This is a genomic window from Methylobacterium sp. NPDC097929, from assembly GCF_049543375.1.
Lineage (GTDB): Bacteria > Pseudomonadota > Alphaproteobacteria > Rhizobiales > Beijerinckiaceae > Methylobacterium.
Window position 1 is genome coordinate 108,320 of the sequence record NZ_JBMVEP010000008.1, and the last position, 21,770, is coordinate 130,089.

Annotated in this window: 16 protein-coding genes and 1 pseudogene; 13 read left to right on the forward strand and 4 right to left on the reverse strand. The window is 69.9% G+C overall.

Going from position 1 to position 21,770, the window contains the following annotated elements:
• Nucleotides 1-97 precede the first annotated feature (97 nt).
• Nucleotides 98-646: pseudogene (locus tag ACPCJR_RS18315) on the forward strand (monooxygenase); the annotation flags it as partial.
• 337 nt (nucleotides 647-983) lie between these two features.
• Here the strand turns inward: ACPCJR_RS18315 and ACPCJR_RS18320 are convergent.
• Nucleotides 984-1,553 carry a hypothetical protein gene (locus ACPCJR_RS18320; protein ID WP_391513291.1) on the reverse strand — a complete coding sequence of 190 codons (570 nt, stop codon included), beginning with the start codon at nucleotides 1,551-1,553 and terminating at the stop codon, nucleotides 984-986.
• Nucleotides 1,554-2,624: 1,071 nt separating this feature from the next.
• Here ACPCJR_RS18320 and ACPCJR_RS18325 point away from each other — a divergent pair.
• The 8 genes from ACPCJR_RS18325 (at nucleotide 2,625) to ACPCJR_RS18360 (ending at nucleotide 15,671) form a co-directional block, all read left to right on the forward strand.
• The gene (locus tag ACPCJR_RS18325) at nucleotides 2,625-5,045 is read left to right on the forward strand and encodes a response regulator (protein ID WP_391513290.1); all 2,421 of its coding nucleotides are present in this window, start codon (nucleotides 2,625-2,627) and stop codon (nucleotides 5,043-5,045) included.
• Nucleotides 5,046-5,255: 210 nt separating this feature from the next.
• Nucleotides 5,256-5,993, forward strand: a complete 738-nt coding sequence (bcsS, locus tag ACPCJR_RS18330) for a cellulose biosynthesis protein BcsS (RefSeq protein WP_391513288.1) — start codon at nucleotides 5,256-5,258, stop codon at nucleotides 5,991-5,993.
• Nucleotides 5,994-6,061: 68 nt separating this feature from the next.
• The gene (bcsA, locus tag ACPCJR_RS18335) at nucleotides 6,062-8,470 is read left to right on the forward strand and encodes a UDP-forming cellulose synthase catalytic subunit (protein WP_391513286.1); all 2,409 of its coding nucleotides are present in this window, start codon (nucleotides 6,062-6,064) and stop codon (nucleotides 8,468-8,470) included.
• Between the two features lie 49 nt (nucleotides 8,471-8,519).
• Nucleotides 8,520-11,045 (forward strand): cellulose biosynthesis cyclic di-GMP-binding regulatory protein BcsB, encoded by a 2,526-nt coding sequence (locus ACPCJR_RS18340; RefSeq protein WP_391513284.1) that lies wholly within the window; start codon nucleotides 8,520-8,522, stop codon nucleotides 11,043-11,045.
• A complete protein-coding gene (locus ACPCJR_RS18345) occupies nucleotides 11,045-12,184 on the forward strand; it encodes a glycosyl hydrolase family 8 (protein WP_391513282.1) in 1,140 nt (379 codons plus the stop codon). Before ACPCJR_RS18340 ends, ACPCJR_RS18345 begins: the two co-directional genes overlap by 1 nt.
• Nucleotides 12,169-14,127, forward strand: a complete 1,959-nt coding sequence (locus ACPCJR_RS18350; RefSeq protein ID WP_391513280.1) for a hypothetical protein — start codon at nucleotides 12,169-12,171, stop codon at nucleotides 14,125-14,127. Before ACPCJR_RS18345 ends, ACPCJR_RS18350 begins: the two co-directional genes overlap by 16 nt.
• Nucleotides 14,124-15,149, forward strand: a complete 1,026-nt coding sequence (bcsN, locus tag ACPCJR_RS18355) for a cellulose biosynthesis protein BcsN (protein ID WP_391513278.1) — start codon at nucleotides 14,124-14,126, stop codon at nucleotides 15,147-15,149. The genes ACPCJR_RS18350 and bcsN overlap by 4 nt, the downstream gene beginning before the upstream one ends.
• 174 nt (nucleotides 15,150-15,323) lie before the next feature.
• Nucleotides 15,324-15,671, forward strand: coding sequence for a hypothetical protein (locus ACPCJR_RS18360; protein WP_391513276.1), 348 nt, complete (start codon nucleotides 15,324-15,326; stop codon nucleotides 15,669-15,671).
• A gap of 193 nt (nucleotides 15,672-15,864) precedes the next feature.
• Here ACPCJR_RS18360 and ACPCJR_RS18365 read toward each other — a convergent pair whose 3' ends face one another.
• Together ACPCJR_RS18365 and ACPCJR_RS18370 are read right to left on the reverse strand one after the other, a co-directional pair.
• Nucleotides 15,865-16,224 (reverse strand): hypothetical protein, encoded by a 360-nt coding sequence (locus ACPCJR_RS18365; RefSeq protein ID WP_391513274.1) that lies wholly within the window; start codon nucleotides 16,222-16,224, stop codon nucleotides 15,865-15,867.
• 73 nt (nucleotides 16,225-16,297) lie between these two features.
• Nucleotides 16,298-16,540 (reverse strand): hypothetical protein, encoded by a 243-nt coding sequence (locus ACPCJR_RS18370; RefSeq protein ID WP_391513272.1) that lies wholly within the window; start codon nucleotides 16,538-16,540, stop codon nucleotides 16,298-16,300.
• A gap of 500 nt (nucleotides 16,541-17,040) precedes the next feature.
• On the opposite strand from ACPCJR_RS18370, the gene ACPCJR_RS18375 reads away from it, so the two are divergent.
• The 4 genes from ACPCJR_RS18375 (at nucleotide 17,041) to ACPCJR_RS18390 (ending at nucleotide 20,349) form a co-directional block, all read left to right on the forward strand.
• A complete protein-coding gene (locus ACPCJR_RS18375) occupies nucleotides 17,041-17,361 on the forward strand; it encodes a GCG_CRPN prefix-to-repeats domain-containing protein (protein WP_391513270.1) in 321 nt (106 codons plus the stop codon).
• A 205-nt stretch (nucleotides 17,362-17,566) separates the two neighbouring features.
• A complete protein-coding gene (locus tag ACPCJR_RS18380; protein WP_391513268.1) occupies nucleotides 17,567-19,057 on the forward strand; it encodes an FAD-dependent monooxygenase in 1,491 nt (496 codons plus the stop codon).
• The gene (locus ACPCJR_RS18385) at nucleotides 19,054-19,338 is read left to right on the forward strand and encodes a hypothetical protein (protein ID WP_391513267.1); all 285 of its coding nucleotides are present in this window, start codon (nucleotides 19,054-19,056) and stop codon (nucleotides 19,336-19,338) included. Before ACPCJR_RS18380 ends, ACPCJR_RS18385 begins: the two co-directional genes overlap by 4 nt.
• A 369-nt stretch (nucleotides 19,339-19,707) precedes the next feature.
• Nucleotides 19,708-20,349, forward strand: a complete 642-nt coding sequence (locus tag ACPCJR_RS18390) for a MarC family protein (protein WP_391513265.1) — start codon at nucleotides 19,708-19,710, stop codon at nucleotides 20,347-20,349.
• Nucleotides 20,350-20,819: 470 nt separating this feature from the next.
• On the opposite strand, the gene ACPCJR_RS18395 is transcribed toward ACPCJR_RS18390, so the two are convergent.
• The gene (locus tag ACPCJR_RS18395) at nucleotides 20,820-21,719 is read right to left on the reverse strand and encodes a diguanylate cyclase (RefSeq protein ID WP_391513263.1); all 900 of its coding nucleotides are present in this window, start codon (nucleotides 21,717-21,719) and stop codon (nucleotides 20,820-20,822) included.
• Between the last annotated feature and the right edge of the window lie 51 nt (nucleotides 21,720-21,770).

The window sequence follows — 21,770 nt, forward strand, 5'->3', positions numbered from 1 at the left end:
GAGCGTGCCCGCCGATCAGCGCGTCGTCCCGCTGGAGCATCGTCCCGAAAGGTGGCCGCCGGCTTTCGGGGAAAAGACGATGCGGAACGAGAGCCTAGAGACCGTGCGCTTTCCCTACGCCATGGCCTTCTTCCAGCTCGTGCATCTGGCAACCCTTGCGGGGATCGGCCGGGCGGCGGCCGAGGATGCGGCCCGTCTGGTCGCGGCCCGCACCCGGGTCTACAGCCACGGCAATGCCGGGCGCAGCGCCGACGACCCGCAGGTCCAGGCGGTGGTAGGCCGGGTGCGCGGCAACGCCTATGCCGCGGGCGCCATCGTGCTGAAGGCGGCCGAGAGCGTCCAGCGGGCCTTCGAGGCGGTACGGACGCAGGGGCGTGAGGCGGCCGAACCGGCCTCCGCCCTGGCCGATGTTGAGGTCAACCAAGCGGTGACGGTGGTGACGAACCTCGTCCTGGAGGCGACGACCGTGCTGTTCGATGCGCTCGGCGCCTCGGCCGTGAAGACCGAGCACGGGCTCGACCGCTACTGGCGCAACGCCCGCACGCTGACCTCGCACAATCCACGGATCTACCGCGAGCGCAGCGTCGGCGCATTCGCGATCAACGGCACCCGACCGCCCCGCGAGTATCGCGTCGGAACGGCCTGAGGATCGAGTCGGGTTGCCGGGTCGAATCGAGGACGCCACGGTCAAGCGTGAGCATGACGACACGTCCGAACAGCTCCGGGCGCACCTTCAGCTGTTCGTGGACGCCGACACCCATGCCCGTCGGCTGAATCACCGAGAATCGACTTGCGCGTGTTGAGGACGAAGGTCGGGGTGCGGCGGGAAGCCGAGCAAGCGGTCTGCGGACGGAGGCTCGATCAGGTCCGCGATCAGTGGGCGATGATCTGCACCGCCCACTGCCTTTCGAAGCAAGTACAGGCTGGCCGTCACGTTCGTCGAGCCGCAACGATTGCTCAGAGCCGCGGTTCTGCCTTCGCTTTCAAGCTTGCTGCTCCGGCAGGCTTCTAGCTGATCGGGCAGCGGCCTCGTCCTGTATAAACGTACGGCTTGCCGCCGAAATTATAACAGATCTTTCCCATCCCAGGTCCGCCACCGTATCCGCCCTGGCCATAGCCGCCTCCGCCGTAATCGGCAGGCCGATAAACGCCACCGCCGGGGCGGCCTTGGCCGCCGCCGTAGCCGCCGCCCTCATTCCAGCCGCCGGGACGGCCGCCACCACCGGGGCGTCCTCCGCCGCCATAGCCTCCGCCCTCATTCCAACCACCGGGACGGCCTCCGCCGCCGGGACGACCGCCGCCACCGTAGCCGCCACTCTCGCTCCAGCCGCCGGGACGTCCTCCACCGCCGTAGCCGCCGCCCTCATTCCAACCACCGGGGCGCCCACCGCCGCCCGGACGACCTCCGCCGCCGTAGCCGCCACTTTCGCTCCAGCCACCGGGACGACCCCCACCGCCCGGACGACCTCCGCCGCTCTCGTTCCAGCCGCCAGGACGCCCGCCGCCGCCATAGCCGCCGCCCTCGTTCCAGCCGCCGGGGCGACCTCCGCCACCAGGCCGCCCTTGGCCGCCCGGCTTGTTGCCCACGCTTGGCGTTCCGCCGTAGCCGCCGCCCCATTCAGCCTGCGCCGAGACCGCCCATGTGAACATCGCTGCGCCGAATAAGAGGGCACCCGTACTGAACTTCGTGAAGGTAGGCATTGCGTCCGCTCCTCTGTGAGATTTGGGCCCCCAAGCGACAGAGTGCGTATTATTGTCCGCCGAGAAATGAATCGACGTAACGGACCGATTATCACAATCGAAAGCTTTCGGATAGGATGGTGGTGTTCTGCATAAATTACATCAAAGGTATTAGCAGATTTCGTTCCTATGGGTTGCAAAATAATCTGAATTGATTCCCTGCACGTAGAGGTGGCCGATGATGTCGGCAGCCTGAGCGAGGATCCGAAATTTGTGCCTTGCTGAGAGTCGGTCTGCGCGCAGCAGCAAGTTGCAGCGCGTAGGAGGAAAGCTCCGCCCTTCCGTTCTCCCTTGCTGCACAAACTCCTGAGCAGGCACGGCCCGCGCTTGGAGGATTCCGTCGACGAGCGCGCCTTCGTTGCGTGCTTCACCCCTCGACGCCCGCTTCCGCCCGCATGCGGCGAGGCCGGGCGCCTTCACCGACGGTCTTACGAGACCGGATCCTCGACCCGGCAAAATGGGACCGACACCCGATGCCTTCGCCGCGCCGTCGCGGCGCACGAGCGGCAGGACATCCGGACGGCCGATCGGATGTGCTTGAGGTTGCAGCGTCCCGTACGAGCGGGGGTTGACTGGACATCGCAACAGTCATCGGTCCAACCCCCTTGGCTTTCATCGATCAAGAGGGCGGCATCCAGTATCGCGCGAAACTTTCAAACTTCGGAAAAGATCTTGATTATTGAAAAAAATTCGCGCTTTCATGCATAAAATTTGTATAATTCGAAAATAAATCTCAAGTTAAACAGTGCGATCGTGAACTGAGGCAAGCCCTCGTCAATGCTTCGATCGCCGTTAACAACTCGTTAACCATTTCCGTGAATTCATCGCGCGCAAACCGTCTGCGTTGACGCCGCGTTCATTTTTGCCTCCCGCCAGGCCATCCCGTGAGACATGGGCTCTTCTCCTCCCTCCGCAGCCTCCTCGCACTGCTGCTGGCGCTGGCAACGGGTCTCGGCGGCCTTGCCGTCCTGGGGAGTGCCGACATCCGGATCGAAGGCGGGCCGCACGAGGACGGCAGGGCGCGCGAAGGTGCGGCCCTGATCGCGGAGAGAGTGGAAGACGCGCTTCTCTCGGCCGGACGGGATCTGGCTCTCATCGGTGAGAGCCTGATGCTCCAACCGGCAGAAGCGATCGGGGAGACGGCCGAACGCATGTTCGCCGTGTGGCGCAGGCTTCACCCGGAATACGCCGACGTTCTGCTCGCAGATCGGACGGGCCGCATCTTGGCCACGTCGCGGCCACGCATCCTCGGTGCCGACGTGTCCGGCAGCCCCTGGTTCGGGAAATCCCTGGCCGGCATCGTGATCGGAGAGGCGGCGGAGGCGAGCCGGGCAGGCCTCGCGGTGCCGCGGAACCTGATCGTGGCGGCGCCCGTGGGCAGCGGAGAAGCCACCCGGGGCGTGCTCGCGGTCCAACTCACCCCGAAGTGGACCGACGCCGTCATCGCTGCGGCCCGGCGCTCGTTGCCGGAGGCGGGCCGCGGCCTGTCGATCCAGGTCCTGAACGGGTCAGGACGCACGCTCCACCGCTCCGGCCCTGAGGTTTTGGGCGCGGAGATGAGCGCCACGGTTGGCGATGTGCGGCGCGGCGGCGTCGGCTGGCTGGTGAGCGTGCGGGCGCCCGAGCCGCCACAATCGGGCGTCCCGGTCCTGACTCTGCTCGGTGCCGTCGGGCTCGTCGCCGGTGTCGGCTGGCTCGTCGGGGGCCAGCTCAGGCGCAACCTCGCCCATGCCAAGGCGCTCTGCCGGGAGGAGACCGGGCAGCCGGGACCGGCCTGGTTCCTGACGCGCGACCTCCATGACCTGACGACGCATCTTCGCTCCGCCATCGACCGGAGCCTCAGCCGGGAACGCCTGCTTCAGGAAAAGCGCGCGGCCCTCGCCCGCAGCCGCGACCGCATCCGCGCCATCCGCATCCTGTCGGGTTCGAGCTGTTGGGAAATCGATCGCGCCACCGGACAGGTGGTCTGGACCGATGGGGACGAAGCCGAGAATGGAGCGGCGCCGGAGCGTGTCTGCGCCCTCGGCGACGTTCTCGCCCATCTCGAACCGGAGGATCGCGCGGCACTCGACAAAGCCTTCGATGCCGTCCAGGCCGCGCCCGGAATCGTGCGCGACGTGGTCGTGCGGACCCGGGCGGGGACCGGGCGCATCGCCGGTCGCCGGCTGGCGCTCCGGATGGCCGCCGACAGAGCCGGTTCGACCCGGCTCTACGCCCTGAGCCGAGAGTACACCGAGCCGGCCCTGGCCGCACCCGTCGCGCCGCGCGCGCCGACGGAGAGCACCCCCTCGCATGTCGAGGCGTCCGCCCGTGATCTCGACAACGCCCTGACGGCCGCGATGACGGCCCTCGGCGCCCTCGTGGGCGCGGCGAAGGGGGGCGCGGCGAAGGGGGCCGAAGACCGGAGCCGATGCCTCGCGGAGACGGCTCTGCGCGGCGCGGAGCGCGGGGCCTCGATTGCCCGGCGTCTCGCTTCGGGCCGGCAGGACAAGGCACGGACCGAGACGGCGGGCGCCAATCTCGTCGCGCTGAACCTCACCGCTGCCCTCGACGGCGTCGTCGCCCTGATGCGCGCTGCGGCCACGCCCGATCTGACGCTCGCGATGTCCCGAGAGAGCGATCTGCCCCTCATCCGCTGCAATCGGGGAGAGCTGGAAGCCGCTCTGCTCGCGCTCGTCGGCGATCTCGAAGGCCGCCTGATCGAGGATGCGACCGCCACGCTGAGGGTCGAGGCGAGCGCGCTCGACGGGCGGCGCGGAGTCCGGATCTCCTTCTCGGCGGCCTGCGACTTCTCGAGCGGCCGAGGCCTCGCCGCCGCTCGGAGCCTGCTCGACAGGCTCGGCGGACGGACGTCTCTCGGCGGCCGACCGCACGGCTCCACGGTGTCGCTCTGGTTTCCGGCGAGCGACACGGGGCAGCCGGCCGGCCTCCGTCTCGAGACCGCCGCATCGATTCTTCTGGTGGAAGCGGATCCGGTCCTGCGCACGGCCTTCAGCCAGTCCCTCGAGAGCCTCGGCCATACGGTTATCGCCACGGGGACGGCCGTGCAGGCGGCACGCCACCTGAAAGGGGGGCACGGTTTCGACGTGTTGCTGTGCGAGCACAGCCCGCCGGATAGCGATGGCGCGCACTTCGTATCGAGCGTCGCCCGGACGCATCCGCGTCTTCGAACGATCCTGACGAGTGTCGCTGGCGGCTGGCCTGCAGAGCCCGCCGTTGCGCGCGTTCTGTGCAGGCCCTTCGGCCTCACAGAACTTGCCTCATCAATCGTCGAGGCGGCCTCCGAAGAAGCAATAGCTGCCTAATAAATCGACATTTCTTTCGGCGCGCTGAAACTGCCCGATGAAAAAATCTAGGTAGTCTCGGGCGTCGTGCCTGTGAAGCGAAATCAGCGCACGTCCTGAGGAACTATTCCGATTTAACGTTTTGTTAACCATGCAAATGCTTGTTAGCGCTGCGCGACGTGAGCTGAACTCGCGCGGGCTTTGGGGGTACGCAGCGTGTTCAACCACCGGATGAAATTGCCGGCCGTGCTCGGCTGGCTCGCGCTGGCGCCGAGTGGAGCGGTCGCGGCCGACTGGTACACGGGCACCGAGCGAGAGGTCGCGGGCGAGGAATGGATCGTGGCGGTCGACGCCAGCGCGACCGTGACCACGAACAACTCCGCCTTCGGAACGATCACGGCGACGATCGCTCCCGTCGCCACCCTGCTCGACAGCGGCTTGCGCGTGCGCATCCAGGGTGTGGCCGGAACCTACTCCTATCCCGGCTCGGCCGTGGGACAGACGGTCAGGGGCGTGCAGCAGGAAGGCACGGTTCTGCTCGGATACGAGTGGATCTGGCAGCAGGCCGCGCTGGCCGGCTATATCGGCATGAACGTGCGCAGCAACGAATTGTCGATCCTCGACCCGAACAATCCGGTGGTCGGCACGGGTCTCGGCATGAAGGTCGCGGGCGACCTCTACGTCAACCCGACCGACAACACGCTGCTGGCCGTGAACGCGTCCTATTCGACGCTGTTCAATGCGTATTATGCCCGCGCCCGCGCCGGCTTCGCCGTGGCGCCCGGCGTGTTCATCGGCCCCGAGGTCACGTTCCTCGGCGACAACTTCTTCAACGGCTGGCGGGCCGGCGGCCACGTGACCGGCTTCGCGATCGGCCCGATGAAGTTCTCGCTCGGTGCGGGCTACGCCTTCGACCGTATCCGCAAGGGCGGATACTACACCAGCATCGACGGCCGGATCGCCTTCTGAGATCGAACGGGGCGGACCGCGACGGGCTGCCTTCTCCCCATCCGCATCGACTGACTGGGACTGGCCCGATGCCACCCTTCCTTGCCCGAACCATCTGGCTGGCCAGCGCCGCGCTGACCCTGCTGTTGCTCTCGCAACCCCTCGGCACGACCGTCCAGCTCGAGATGAGCATCGGCGCCATCGTAGTGATGGTCCTGCTGTGGCTGTTCGCCAAGGGACGCGCCGGCCGGTTGACCTTCCTCGCCATCGGCAGCCTCGTCGTGCTGCGCTACATCTACTGGCGCTTGTCGAGCACGCTGCCGCCGGTCGACGACTCGATCAACTTCGGCGCGGGCGTGATCCTGATCGCGGCGGAACTCTACTGCTTCTACATCCTGGCGATCAGCCTCGTGATCAACGCCGCGCCCCTGTATCGCGAGCCGCCGCCGCAGGAGGAGGACGAGGACCTTCCCACCGTCGACATCTTCGTGCCGAGCTACAACGAGGACCGGCACATCCTCGCGACCACCCTCGCGGCGGCCAAGTCCCTCGACTATCCGGCCGACAAGGTCACGGTCTGGCTCCTCGACGACGGCGGCACGGATCAGAAGTGCGCCGATGCCGATCCGCGCAAGGCCGATGAGGCGCGGGCCCGCCGCAGGGTCCTGCAGGCGCTCTGCGCCGATCTCGGCGTGTCCTACCTCACCCGCCGCCGCAACGTGCACGCCAAGGCGGGCAACCTCAACAACGGATTGCAGAACTCGGTCGGCGAGATCGTCGTGGTGCTCGATGCCGACCACGTCCCCTTCCGCTCGTTCCTGCGCGACACGATCGGCCATTTCAGCACCGATCCGAAGCTCTTCCTGGTCCAGACGCCGCACGCCTTCCTCAATCCCGATCCGATCGAGCGGAACCTCAAGACCTTCGACCGGATGCCGTCGGAGAACGAGATGTTCTACGCGGTGGGACAGTGCGGGCTCGACAAGTGGAACGGCTCGTTCTTCTGCGGCTCGGCCGCCCTGCTGCGCCGCCGTGCGCTCGACGAGGCCGGCGGGTTCTCGGGCATCACCATCACCGAGGATTGCGAGACCGCCTTCGAGCTGCATTCCCGCGGCTGGACCAGTCTCTACGTCGACAAGCCCCTGATCGCCGGCCTGCAGCCGGAAACCCTGTCCGACTTCATCGGCCAGCGCTCGCGCTGGTGCCAGGGCATGCTGCAGATCATGCTTCTGAAGAACCCCGTCCTCAAGAGCGGCCTGAAGCCGATTCAGCGGCTCTGCTACCTGTCGAGCATGACGTTCTGGTTCTTTCCGCTGCCGCGGCTGATCTTCATGGCAGCCCCAATGCTGTACATCTTCTTCAACATGAAGATCGTCGTCGCCAACGTCGACGAGGCGATCGCGTATACGGCGACCTACATCATCGTGAACCTGATGATGCAGAACTACCTCTACGGTCGGGTGCGCTGGCCCTTCGTCTCGGAGCTGTACGAGTACGTCCAGGGCCTGTTCCTGATCAAGGCGACGGCCTCCGTCATCGTGTCGCCGCGCAAGCCGACCTTCAAGGTGACGGCCAAGAACGTCAGCCTCGATCACGATCAGCTCTCGCCGCTGGCGCTGCCCTACTTCCTCGTCTTCGCGCTGCTCTCCTGCGGGGCCGTGGTCTCGGCCTATCGCTACGCCTTCGAGCCCGGCGTCACCAACCTGATGCTGGTGGTCGGCCTGTGGAACCTGTTCAACCTCATCACCGCGGGCGCCGCCCTGGGCGTGGCCGCCGAGCGGCGCCAGACCGAGAAGGCGCCCTCCCTGGTCGTCGATCGGCCGGCGGTGCTGAACCTCAACGGCATGGCCCTCGACGTCACCGTCGAGCGCATCTCCAGCGCGCAGTGCCGGATCCGCCTGGACGCCGTTCTCCCGATGCGCCGGGCCGGGGACGGCTCCGTCGGAACGCTCTCGGCCCTCCCGCAGGCCAACCTGCCGCTCCTCAGCCACGCCCGGACGATCCCAGTGCGGCTGGCCGGCGTCACCGCGGCCGGCGAGGAGTCGGTCTGCGATCTCGTCTTCGAGACGATGACGCCCGGCAGCTACTTCGCGCTCGCCGATCTGATGTACGGCGACGCGGACGCGATGGTCCGCTTCCAGCAGCGCCGCCGTGCCCACAAGGACATCGTGTCCGGGACGCTGCAATTCATCCGCTGGGGCATCACCGGCCCGGTTCGGGCCTTCGCCTGCCTGATGACGCCCACGGCCCGTCCCGAGGTCGAGGAGCCCGCCGCCCGTCCCCGCGCCGCCGGGCGCCAGCGCGCCGCCGATCAGGCCCGGCCGGCCGATGCGCCGTCGGCACGAGCGACGGAGGGCCGCGCCGCCCCGCCGTCGGAGGCCTCCCCGAGCTGGCTCCAGCTCATGGTCGAGCCCGAGAGCGCGGCGGGCGAATCGGATCGCGGCCGCCGGGCTGCGGACCTGACCGACACCGCCCTCATGCCGACCCGCGCCGGCTGAGCCACCCCGCATGCGAGCCCAGTCCTCGAAGTCGAGATCGAGCCCGACGATGCCCGTCACACCCCGGCGCTGCCCTGCACCGCACCACCTCTCCCGGCTGACGCTCGCCGCGATGCTCGTCGCGGCCGCCCAGCCGGCATCGGCACAGAGCTTCCTCGGCCGCGGCGCGCCCCAGGTACTCAGCCTTCCTGAGGCCCAACCGGTCGTGCGTCGCCCGGGTCCGGCGGCGGCGGAGACGGGTCCCGTTGCACCGCCCCCGGCGGCGGCATTGCCGCAACGCCCGTTCCCGGCCCTCTCGACGGGGCTGCGGCTCGCGGGCGAGGAGAGCAGCCTGCAATGGCCCGTCTACCTCACGGAGACCCAGGCCCGCGAGCGCCTGCGCCTGCGCATCGGCTATCTCGCCGCGATCTCGGTGGTGCCCGATGCCTCCTTCCTCACCGCGACGGTCAACGGGGTCGCCATCGGCCGGAGCGAGATCAAGGCGCCGGGCGCGATCCGGATCATCGAGTTCGACATTCCCGCCGACCTGCTGAAGCCGGGCTACAACGCCGTGGCGGTCGCGGGCACCCAGAGGCACCGGGTCGATTGCTCCCTCGACGCCACCTACGAACTCTGGACGCAGATCGATCCGGCCTGGACCGGTCTCGTCGCGCCGTCCGGTGCCGCGGGTGCGGCCTCCCTGCGCGACCTGGCCGCCATCGCCCCCGACGGACGGGGCGTGGTCCCGATCCGCATCGTTCTGCGCACCCGGCCGGGCTTCGCCACCTTCGAGCGCCTGATCGGGCTCGCCCAGCGGGTCGCGCTCGCGGGTGGGTTCTCGCAGGCGGCAGTGGAGTTCGCCGCCGAGCCGGGAGGGCCGGCGGGCCTCGACATCATCGTCGGCGGGTCCGACGGCGAGAGCACCGGGCTGACCCGCCAGCCGCTCGCCTTCGAGCCCGCCCAGGGCGAGCGGGCCGCCCGGATCACCCTGTCCGGCGATACGCCCGCGGAGATCGAGGCGGCGCAGCGGATCGTGAGCGTGGCAACGACGCGCGATCCGCTCGGCAGCCCCCAGGGCCTGAGCGCGCTCGCCCAGGCGCGCGGCGTGCCGGCCCGCAGCGGCGAGACGCTCGGGCTGGCCGCCGTCGGGCTGCAGAGCCGGGAGTTTTCCGGCCGCCTGTTCCGTACCGGCTTCGACGTGACGCTGCCAACGGACTTCGTGCCCGCGGACTACGACAAGATCACCCTCGATCTCGCGGGCGGATACGCCGCCGGCCTGGAGGTCGGCGCGCAGATCATCGTCGACTTGAACGGCCGCAACGTCGCGAGCGTGCCGCTCGCCCGCGCCGACGGCGACGTCTTCCGGGACGAGGCGATCGCCCTGCCGCTGAGCCGCTGGCGGCCCGGACGCAACCGGGTCGAGATCAGGGCCCTGCTCCCGACCGCTTCGGACCGTGTCTGCGAGGAGGGAGCGGCGCGTCGGCGCTTCATGCTGCTCGACCGCTCGCACATGACGGTGCCGCGCCTTGCCCAGGCGCTTCGCCTGCCGGATCTGGCCGCGACGCTGGGCGGAGGCCTGACGAAGGCAGCCGCCGACCGCCGCCCGCGCCTCGTCGTTCCGACGCCGGACCGCGAGACGATGTCGGCCGCCGCCACGCTCGCCGTGCAGATGGCCCTCTCCGCCGAGAAGCCGATCGACTTTGAGCTCACCAACGACCGCGCCCTCGAAGGGCGGACCCCGACCGTCGTCGTGGCGCCCGCCCGCGCGCTCGAACCCGATGTCCTGCGGACCGTGGGGCTGAACCCGGACCGCATCCGCCAGATCTGGGAGGGGCGGGCGGCCACGGCACCGCTCGGCGAGCCGACCCGCCGCGTGCCGGTCATGGACGGCGCAAGTCTCGACCGGCTGCGCAACGATCGGCCGCCGGCCTGCGCTCTCCCCGCAGCGGCTCCCCGCTCCGCCAATCCCGTTCCGTCGCGTCCGCGGCTCGACATCGCCGGAGCGGAGGAGCGCGATCTCGTTGCGGATTGGAGCGGCACGCTGTCGACGCAGCCGCGCCTCGCCGACCGGGCGACAGCCTTCACGGCCCGGCTCACCGCCGCGGCGCGGGAGAGCTGGACCGCGACCGCCAACTGGGCTCAGGATCAGGTGCGCGAGCCGGAGATCGAGGTCGGTCCGCAGGCCTCCCTCATCGTCGGCCAGGGCTTGCCCGGCCGCGATCCGAACGGCCTCCTGACCGTCTTCACGGCGCCGAACGCGGCCAGCCTTCAGGCCTCGGCCCTCTGTCTGACGACGCCGTCGATCTGGAGCCGGATCGAGGGGCGCGTCGCCACGCTCGATGGCGAGGAGGGCACGCTCGCCGTCTACGAGGCGAAGCAGGTCCGCCTCCTCGAGAGCGGTCCGGCCTCGATCGGAAACCTTCGGCTCGTCGTCGCCGGCTGGTTCTCGACCAATCCGAGCCTCTTCGTGCTGATCCTGTTCGCCGCCGCCGTCAGCCTCGGCCTCAGCACCTCGGCGATGCTGCGCGACGTGGGCCGCGCCAACGGAAAGGCCGGTGGCGCCCCGCGTGGCGACGAGCGGCGGAAGGACCGGTGATGATGTTCCGACGCACCCGTACCCTGGCAGCCTCGCTGCTCCTGGGCCTGATGCTCGCCCCTGCGCAGGCGCAGGCACCGGCCGAGCCGGCCGCCGCCGAGGGCAAGCCGGCCGCCGGGGCTGCCGCCGAGGCGCTCCCCATGCTGAACAGCCTCGGGCATCCGGGGGCATGGCGCAGCTACAAGGCGCGCTTCGTCACCGATCAGGGCCGCGTGGTCGATACGGCCAACGGCCGGATCAGTCACAGCGAGAGCCAGGGCTACGGCATGCTGCTCGCCGTGGCAGCCGGCGACCGCGATGCCTTCCAGCGGATCTGGAACTGGACGCGGGCCAACCTGATGGTGCGCGACGACGCGCTGCTGGCCTGGCGCTGGGAGCCGGACAAGCGGCCCGCCGTCGCCGACATGAACGACGCCACGGACGGCGACATTCTCGTGGCCTGGGCGCTGGTCGAGGCGGGCGAAGGCTGGGCGGACGAGGGCTACCGCCTGGCGGCCCGCCGCATCGCCGTCGACATCGCCCGCCGGACGATCCTGTTCCGCACCGAGGGCCCGCCGCTCCTCCTGCCGGCGATGAGCGGCTTCTCCGCCGAGGATCGGCCGGACGGGCCGGTCGTCAATCTCTCCTACTGGATTTTCCCGGCCTTCCCCCGGCTCGCCGCGGTCGCGCCGGAATTCGACTGGGACCGGCTCGCCACCGCCGGCCGGGACCTCGTCCTGCGGGCGCGTTTCGGCGAGGCGAAACTCCCCACCGAGTGGATCTCGATGCGGGATGGCCAGCCCCAGCCCGCCGCCGGCTTCCCCCCGCACTTCTCCTACAACGCCGTGCGGCTGCCGCTCTACCTCGCCATGGCGGGCATCGGGGAGCGTCGCTACTACGAGCCGCTGCTGGCCCTCTGGAGCGAGCCGGACCCGGCCGGTCTCCCGATCATCGACACGGCGAGCGGTTCCGTTGCGGGACGCATGGCCGAGCCCGGCTACGCGATCATCCCCGCCCTGGCCGCCTGCGCCGTCGCCGGTGCGCCGCTGCCGGCCGGCCTGCAGGACCCGGCCGCGGGCGAGAACTACTATCCCGCCACCCTCCACCTCCTGGCCTTGACGGCCGCCAACATGAGGTATCGGCCATGCCTCGGCCGCTGAACCCGCTGCGCGTCGCCGGGCCGGTCCTGCTCGCCGTCGTCGGAAGCCTCGGCTGGTCCGTGACCGCGGCGGCGCAGCCCGCACCCGTCCGCACCGGCGTGCTCCAGCTCGACGAGCGCCGGGGCGCCGTGATCCTCGACACGCCCCAGCTGTCCGGGGGCGGCGAGATCATCGACGAGAGCGCGCTGCGCTTCTACGCGGCCCAGCGCCAGGGCGAGCGCGTCCAGGCGGAGATCGCGCGCCTGCGCCGCCGCCACCCGAACTGGACCGTCCCGGCCGACCTCGACACGTTGAAGCCGAGCCCGCCCGAGGAGGCCCCGATGTGGGACCTCTTCACGGCGGGCCGCTTCGAGGAGCTGCGCACCGCCATCAGCGTGCGCCAGTCGGCGGATCCCGGCTGGCAGCCCTCGGAGGATCTCGCGCGCAAACTGAACCGGGGGACCCTGCGCAGCGCCGCCCGCGCGGCCGTCCGGGACGGGGCCTGGGGCGACATCATCGCCCGGGTGAAGGCCTCGCAGGAGCCCGTGCAGAACCTCGACATCGACATCGCCTGGACGCTGGCGGAAGCCTACGCCCGAACGGGCGACCTCGCCCAGGCCACCGCGGTCTACCGCTCGCTGCTGACGGAGCAGACCGATTCGGCCTTGCGTCTCGCGACGGTGCAGAAGGCCATGGCCGCGATGCCGATCGCGTCCGTCGAACCCCTCCTGGCCATCGCCAGCCGGGGCGCGGACGGCGCCGACGAGTTCCGGGCGATCCGGCTCGACGTGACGCGAGCCCGCATGGTGGCGGTCCTCCATGGGGAGCAGGCCGGAAAGATCGAGCCGGCCGACCTCGCCGCGCTCGGGGAGCAGGCCCGCCGGCTCGGGAACCCGTCCCAGATCGCCCTGCTCGGCTGGTACGCCTATCACCGCCGCCAGTTCCGCGAGGGGCTGGAGTGGTTCAAGCTGGCCCAGAGCCGTGGCGGCGACGCGGCCGTGGCGACGGGTCTGGCCCTGTCCCTGCGCGAGATGGGTCAGACCCGGGAAGCGGAGGATGTCGTCTTCGCCTGGCGCGCCGCCTCCGTGACGAATCTCGCCCTCTACGTCGACATCATGGAGCGCACCCTGGGCGAGAGTTCGGGCGCGGTCGTGGAGCCCGAGCGGCTCGACCGATTCGCCAAGGTCGTCCTCGCGACCGGTTCGGCGGAGGGCGCGCAGGCGCTGGGCTGGTACGCCTACAACGCCTGCCAGTTCGATGCCGCCGCCGACTGGTTCCAGCGGGCCGTGGGCTTGAAGCCGCGGGAATCCGCCGTCCTCGGCTACGCCCTCAGTCTCTCCCGCCTGAAGCGGACCCGCGACTACCTGGAGGTCGTCAACCGCTACGACGGCCTGTTCCCGAAGGTGGTGGGTCTCGTCTTCGCCGAGCCCGACCCGCAATCGCGCGACACCGGACCCTGCGGACCGGCCCCGGCGGCGGCGCAGCCGGTGGCGGCCGCGCCCGCCCGGGTGAAGGTCCCCAAGCCGACCGTCGCCGCTGCGGCCGCTTCGATCCGGCCGCTTCCCGTCCTGCGCGGCGAGTTCCCCATCGCCGTCGCTGCCGAGAACCCGCTGCGTCTCGGCGAGGGCGGCGCCGGACCGGGTCGGGCCCGCGAAGGGGAGTATCTCCGGGAGGTGCGCGGCGCCCCACCGCTGATCGCCCGGCGCGTCGTCGGCGTCGGGCCCATGCCCTACGAGCGCTACGGCTTCACGCTGCTGCCGGGCTGGAACGGCACGGACCGGGCCAGCCTCCAGGCCGGCGCACCGACCCCGCCGGTGGGCACCCTCGCGCAAGCCGAGGCCGGCACACTGGCCCAAGCCGGTGCGCCGCGGCCCGCCTCATTCCGGGACGGGGAGCGGTTCGGCCCCTTCGATACGGCCGGCGCGGGCCGCGGCGCACCGCGCATTGCAGGACAGGATCGATGATCGGACCGATGCTCTCCCTCGAACGGCCCAACCGCTCCGCCGGACGCGTGCTGTTCCGGCTCGGCGGCGTCCTGCTCGGCCTCACCCTGCTCGGTGCCTGCCAGACCTCGACCGCGCGCCGGACGACGCCGCGCTTCGAGACGGCCTTCAGCGCCCTGAGTTCGACCGGCAACCGGCCCCTCGTCTCGCTGCCCAACAGCGGCCCCGTCGCCTCCGTGACGGAGACGCAGTCGAGCGCCGGCCTCCGGCAGCGCATCCTCTTCGGCGCATCCGGCGGCCGGATCGATCTGACGATGGCGTCGGGCCGCGTCTGGGACGATCCGGCCATGGCCAAGCCGAGCCGGACCGGGATCACCGCCGAGCTCGCGAGCCTCGAGGGCGGCGGCTCCTACCGCATCGTGCGCCGACCCGTGCACAACGCCTACGGTCCCTTGGGCGTCGCTGTGAGCGAGCGCTGCGCCTACGCTTGGCAGTGGATCGACAGTCTCGAGCGCGTCGAGCTGGGCCGCGGCGCGCTGCGCGGGCCGGTCTCGGTCTCGCTCCGGGTGCAGCATTGCCGTCGCCAGCCGACGGGAGCGGAAGCGCTCCTGGCCGACCTCGTGCGGATGCGGCTCGGACCGGTGTCCGATCCGGGCGCGGGCGTCCAGCGCCGCCGCATCGCGAGCCCGAAGCCGAAGCAGGCCGAGCCGGTCGAGATGGCCGCGCCCGCGGTTCCGGCGAGCTCCCAGCCGACCGCTCCCTCGGTTGCGGTGAACGGCAGCCGCACCCTCGTGATGCTTCCGCAGGGCCCGGCCGCGCCGCAATACCTGGCGCAGCCCGCTCCCGCCGCGGCGGCAGCGCCCCTCCCGGCCGTTCCCCGACCGACCAGTACGGCCGCCTCGACGGATCGCCCGCGCTTCCTCACCGATGCCGCGCCCCCCTCCGGCCCCACGTCCGGACCGCCCGCCCGCGCTCAGCAACCCAATCCAGCCGATCCCTCGGCGCGCTTCCTCACCGGATCCAGGCCGCCCCAGGGCTGGTGACGCGGGCCGCACTCACGTGTGCGATGCCCAAGGACGGTCGAGAGAGGTCGAGACCACGATTGTCTCGGCCTATGTTCACGACGTCATCCCGTTCCGGGGGAAGGCTGACGCGTGAAAGCCGGGCAAGTCTTGGTCCGATAAGGGTGCTGCGCGAGTTTCAGCTACGATGGCCGTGTGAGGCGCCTCACGATGTCAGGCTCGTTGGAGGATCGAAAGGAGACGAGCCGAACTCTGTCGCACCACATCCTGCCGAGTGCGGCGACGATGGTCGGCATTTGCCCGACCCTCATCGGCTTGGTGAAGCTGACCGAGGCCAACGGTATCGTCAGACAGGCCGACGAATGCCTCGGTCTGATCACCGTTCTGTTCGTCGCGAGTGCGTTGGCGTCCTACTTCTCCATCCGTGATCGTCTTGGACGCGATCACAGCCAATGGCTGGAGACAACGGCCGACTTGCTCTTCATTGTCGGTCTCGTTGCCTTGGGGTGCGTCGCGATCCTGTTCGCTTTTGAATGGATTTGACGTCTCGAACCGCCTCGGCCTTCGCCCCTCTCCGTCATCGCGAGGCGGAGCCGAAGCGACCCAGAGCGCGACGTGTCCGAAAGGTACGGAGCCCTGGATTGCTTTCGCTGAGCCTCGCAAGGACGCGGGAAGAGACCGAAGCGATCAACCGGAAATCGTATCACATGTGCATGCGCTTGGCCGACAAGTGGACTCAAGGCGCTTGGCACGTCAGAGGCGGCATGCTCCCAACCGTCCACGTCACGTCGCGTCCTCTCCCGCGCAATTCGTGGCTGGCATCGGCGTAGCGAAAGCCGTCCCCGCTCGGCTTGGCGGGCAGCGCGATCGCTGGGCCGTTCGGCGGATGAACGATGGCCGGCGCTTGCGGGTCCATCGTCGCAAACTCGACCGCCAAGGTCAGGCCCCCGGGGCAGGCGAACGCCACGCGCTGGCTGCCCGTCGGGGCGGCCTGAACCCGAGATACGCGAAGCCACGCCGAGCCGAGGGAGACGAACGCCACGACGGCGCCGAGACCGAGAAGGGTCGCGTCAAATCTGGATCGGCAGCCGATCATGATGCCTCCTTGCCGCCTTGCTGCGAGGGTTCGGCAGGCTTCTCGAAGGGTCCGATGGGCCACATACGGTGCCTCAGAACCGCTGCTCCAGGCGGCCGGGATTGGGCCCGCTCCCGTGATAGGCCGCCATGCAGGTGTGCCAGATCTGCGAGCCAAGATCCCAGAGACTCAAGCGGTTCGGATTCGGTGCCGTGAAGACCTGTGCCCGGGCCTGTTCACGACAGGTGGCATCGGCCGGCCCCTGAATGGGCGGCTCGTTCGCCAGAGCCTGGCCGGTCGAGACGGCGAGAACGAGTGCGAGCAGACAGGTGCGCATGGTGACGGCCTTTCCGATGAGTTTCAGCGACGGGTGCACGCATCCGACACCCTACTCCTGACGCCTCGGTGCGGCAGTCCCTATCCGTCGGTATCCCTGTCCGCATCCGCCGGGCTGATGTCTGCGGTCGTGGGGATCATGGCCGTCGAACCGGGATCGATTGGGCTCTTTCCCTTGAGAGCTGATTGGCTCGACCAGGTTTCCCACCCGCGCATCGTCGAGGCATCGATGCTTCGGCCATCGAAGAACGTGACAGCAGCGAATCGCTCGCTCAATCCTGTGTATTGTCGGTCGAGGCGCCGAGGCAAGGGCGCAGGTGGAATTCCTTTTCAGTCCCTGGAGCGTGCCGCATCGGAGCTATCCTTTGATGTGCCGAATCCGTTCAAGAGACGGATGCTCCCGATTTCCCTGTATCGATGTTAACCCAAGGTTGATGCATGGGAGTTGCCAGACTGCACGGTTCTCTGCTTCATGGTCGGCGCACCGGGAGGTCGAACACCATGCGCCGCGCCGTTGTTCTCTTCGCTGCATCCTTCGCTCTCCTGGCGCCGGTGCCGAACCCGGCACAGGCCCTGCCGGTGATGGCCGATCCGGGTGCCGCGGCTCCGATCGAGCTTGCGGCCGGCGGGTGCGGGCCCGGCCGTTGGCGCGGTCCCTGGGGCCATTGCCGCAGCACACCCTATGTCGGGCCGCTCCCGGGAGGCTGGTACCAGGCGCGGGGCGGCAACGGCTGCCCGCCGGGCTACTGGCGCGGCCCCTGGGGCCATTGCCGCAACACGCCCTATCACGGGCGTTTGCCGGGGGGCGGCTGGAAGCCGTAGCGCGCTCCTCGTCCGATCGAACGGAGCGGTGCGGTCATGGCTCCGCCGAAGCCTGGGCCAGCGGAGGATGCGCTCCCGGGGCGGAGCTTCGCGAAGACGCTCAAGGGACGTTCGCCGAGGCACAGGGCGGTCGGGCGATGAGCGACCTTGTCCGACCCGACGGCCATCTCGGCTGGCGAGGCCGCTCGTGGCGGGAGGAGTCACCATGACGGACGGTCTCATCGTCGGTGCCGGGCCCGTGGGCCTGACCATGGCCGCCGAACTCGCCCGCTACGGCGTCGGCGTGCGCCTCATCGACCGTGCTCCGCACGCCACCGAGACCTCGAAGGCCCTCGTCGTCTGGTCGCGTACGCTCGAACTCATGGACCGCATGGGTTGCAGCCAAGCCTTCCTGGAGGCGGGGCTGCGGGCTCCCGGCGCCTCGATCCGCAGCGGCGGTCGCATTCTCGGCAATCCTCGCTTCGACGCGATCGCGAGCGTCTACAACTTCGCCCTGATGATCCCGCAGCGGGACACCGAGCGCCTCCTCGCCGCCCAGGCGCGCGCCTTCGGCGTCGAGGTCGAGCGGCAGGTGGAGCTGACCGGCTTCACCGAGACTGCGGACGGCGTCGAGGCGCGCCTTAGGCACGCCGACGGGCGCGAGGAGACGGTGCGGACGCCGTGGCTGATCGGCTGCGACGGGGCACACAGCACGGTGCGGCACGGGCTCGGCCTCGCCTTCGAGGGGTCGGCCCAGGGCGACGACTGGCTGCTCGCCGACGTGCGCCTCGACGGTCCGGGCGCGCCGCCGCCCGACGAGATCGCGACCTACCTGCATCGCGACGGCCCCTTCGTGGTCTTCCCGATCCCGAACGGGCGGGCGCGCGTCGTCGCCACCGTGGGCAGGACGGAGGCGGGACGCCCGCGCCCCGATCCCCGCCTCGACGATGTGCAAGCTCTCGTCGACCGCCGTGCCGGCGGAGGCTTCCGCGTGTCCGATCCGGTCTGGCTGACGAACTTCCGCATCAACGAGCGCAAGGTGGCCGAGTACCGGCACGGGCGCGTCTTCCTCGCCGGCGACGCGGCGCACATCCACAGCCCCGCGGGCGGCCAGGGCATGAACACCGGCATGCAGGACGCGGTGAACCTTGCCTGGAAGCTGGCGCTGGTCGTCCGGGCTGAGGCCGACACGTCCCTGCTCGACAGCTACAGCCCCGAGCGGAGCGCCGTGGGCGATCTGGTGCTGCGCAACGCCGGCCGGCTCACCGACATGGCGACGCTGTCGAACCCGGCGGCCCAGGCGGCGCGCAACCTCGCGCTGCGCTTTCTGCTCGGTCTGCACACCGTCCGCGACCGGATGGCCGCGACGATGAGCGAGATCGAGATCGCCTACGGCGCCTCTCCTCTCTCGGCCGGACCGGGGTCCGGCGCGCGCTGGCCGCCGGAGGCCTATGGGGGAGCGCCGCCGGGCGTAGGCCGCGCACCGCGCTTCGTCCTCTACGCCGCCGATGCGGCGCGTGGGGCGGACTTGGCGGGGCGTTTCCCCGGCCTCCTGGAACCGGCACCGCGATCCCCGCCGGACGCCTCCCGCCTCACCATCGTCCGGCCGGACGGCTATGTCGGCCTGTCGGCGGACGAGGACGCCTGGGACGACGCGGAGCGCTACCTTTCGACATTCGCGCGATCCGACGAACACCTGGGAGGACCTGCATCGTGAAGACATCGAAGCGCATTCCCGCCAGCCTTGCGCTGCTCGGCGCGGTCCTCGCCGTGCCGGGCGCGGCCTGGGCACAGGCCTCGCGCGAGGTTCCGATCAGCCGTGACCTCGATGTCGAGCGCAGGCTCGACCGGAACGCGCAGCCCGTACTCGATCCGAACGTGACGCCCGACAACCCGGATGGCGTCGTCGGCTTCGACGGTCCGCCGGGCATCCCGGAGGACACCATCGACGCCGGGCCGCTTCCGCCCGGCTCCCCGGCCGATGCGGACCTCAAGTGACGGCCGGCATCCTTCGGCTCTTCGCGAGGTCGGAGCCGGTTCCGCCCGCGACCGGGGCGCTTGGCCCGACACTTCCATCGTCACAAAGCGGAGAAGCTGGACGATGAGCCGCCGCAAGTCGATTGCCGTCGCGACGATGGCATCGACGAGCGCGCAAGCCTACCAAGGCAGAAAAGGGAGCGCGCCCTGTCGCCCCTGTTCGATGCCCTTGCCTCACGTCGTGAGGGCTCCTCGAACAAGGGCGGGCACCGGGTGAAGGCGATGGTGCAGCCGGCCATCGAGCGGATGCAGGCCGGCATCGACTTTGCCGACGATCAGGGTGGTGGTGCACGGTCGCACCGAGGCGCGTCGAAGGGAGACGGGGCGGCAATGGAATTCGATCCGACCTTCGTGACCAAGGTCTTCGCCGCCCTCTTCGCGATCATGAATCCGATCGCCAACGTGCCGGTCTTCCTTTCCCTGACCCAGGGCGCGTCCGATCAGGTTCAGAGGAAGGTGGCCCTCACGGCCACGCTCGGCACGATCATCGGCTGTGTCGTCAGCGTTGTCGCCGGCAAGCTGATCCTCAGCCTCTTCGGCATCAGCGTGAACGACTTCCGCTTGGCCGGCGGCCTGCTCATCCTCCTCATCGCCGTGACGATGCTGCAAGGCTCGGACAGTCACGTTCACGCCGCGACCTCGAAGGAGAAGACCGAGGATCTCGACCCCGAGGGCGTCGCGATCTATCCGCTCACCGTTCCGCTCCTCGTCGGCCCGGGAACGATCGCCACGCTCATCGTCTTCGGCGAGACGGCCCGGACACAGGGCAAGCTGGTGGAATTGGCGGTCGGACTGAGCGCGTTCCTGGCGCTGCTCGCCGTCACGCTCTTCTCGGCCCCCTTCCTGGGGCGGCATCTTCCGCCGCAAGCGACGGCGATCACGCGCCGGCTCATGGGCATGATCCTCGCCGCCCTCGCCGTCGAGATGATCGTCACGAGCCTCCGAACGGCGTTTCCCGGGCTTTCGAGGTGAGAAGACAGGCGCTCCTGCTGTGTTGGCGCCGGTTGGTCCGTCACATGCGGTGCGGCTCGCGGCGGCACGCTCCCGCGCGGAGATGAGCGTCACGGCCGGGCAGACCGCCGCCCGATCCACGACCATGCGGCGGCCGCCGATCAAGCTGCACCCACCCGAGAGGTTCTGCGCGACGTGAGCCAAGCCTACGCCGGCACGGGTGCGGCGGCCGGGAACAATCGCAGGCGCGGAGCGCTGCCGAAAGCGGGTGTGGCAGCCTCGCAGGTGGCCGCCCTCCGCCGCCGAGCTGTCGCGCCGATCCGAGCATCCCAACGCCGAGGTCGGGCGCTTCCGCGCCACCACGCGCGCCGCCCGACTTGTCGAGCCGTGCCCTATCCCCGCTCGCCGAGGGAGACGGAGCGCGGCCCCAGTCTGACGACGAGAGCATCGTCCCGAAAGGGGGCCGCCGGCTTTCGGAAAACGACGATGTTCTAGCTCACGAACTCGGTCTTCAGCGCGGCGCTCGTCACCGCCACGCGGTCCCGGCCGCCTTCCTTGGCCGCGTACAGCGCCACGTCCGCCCGCTTGAGCAGCGAGCCGACGCTGTCGCCCTCCGACCATTCGCTCAGCCCGATGCTGACGGTGAAGCGCAGCGGGTTGCTCCGCTCCAGAACCGCCGTTCCGGCGCACTGGCTGCGGATGCGGTGCGCCACCACCGCCGCGCCGGCCAGGCCGTGGCCCGGCATCAGCAGCGCGAACTCCTCCCCACCCAGCCGGCCGGCGATCGTCCCGGTCTCCCGCAGGATCTGGGCGACGTGCCGGATCACCAGATCCCCCACGTCATGGCCATGCCGGTCGTTGATCCTCTTGAAATGGTCGATGTCGATCTGCATCACCGTCAGGAGCCGGCTCGCCGCCGCGTTCTCAACCGCCGCCCGAGCCTGACGCATCAGCGCTCCGCGGTTGAGGAGTTGCGTCAGGTGGTCGGTGTCCGCCTGCCGGATCAGCGCCTGCTGCAGCTTCAGCACCCGCTCGGCCGAGCGCAGGCGCCCCCGCAGTTCCTGCGCTTCCGGCGGCTTCATCAGGAAATCGTCCGCGCCGGCATCGAGCACCTCGTCCAGCGGGCGATTCTCCCGCGCGGAGGACATCACCAGGATGGTGAGCGGACGCCGGTCGTCGGCCAGCGCCCGCAGCGACCAGCACAGCTCCAGCCCGTCGAGCGGCTGCACCTCGAGGCTGGTGAGCACGCAGGTGACGGAAGGGTCGGCACCGACATGCGCCAGCGCCGCGGCCGAGTCCGAGAACGCCACCACGGTGTGCCCGGCCGAGACGAGCATTCCCGAGATCGTCTTGCGGATCACGCCACTGGGATCGACGAGGACGATGTGCATGGCGAGCCCGTCAAAACGAAGTCATATGCCGTGGGGGGAAGCTTAGCGTGA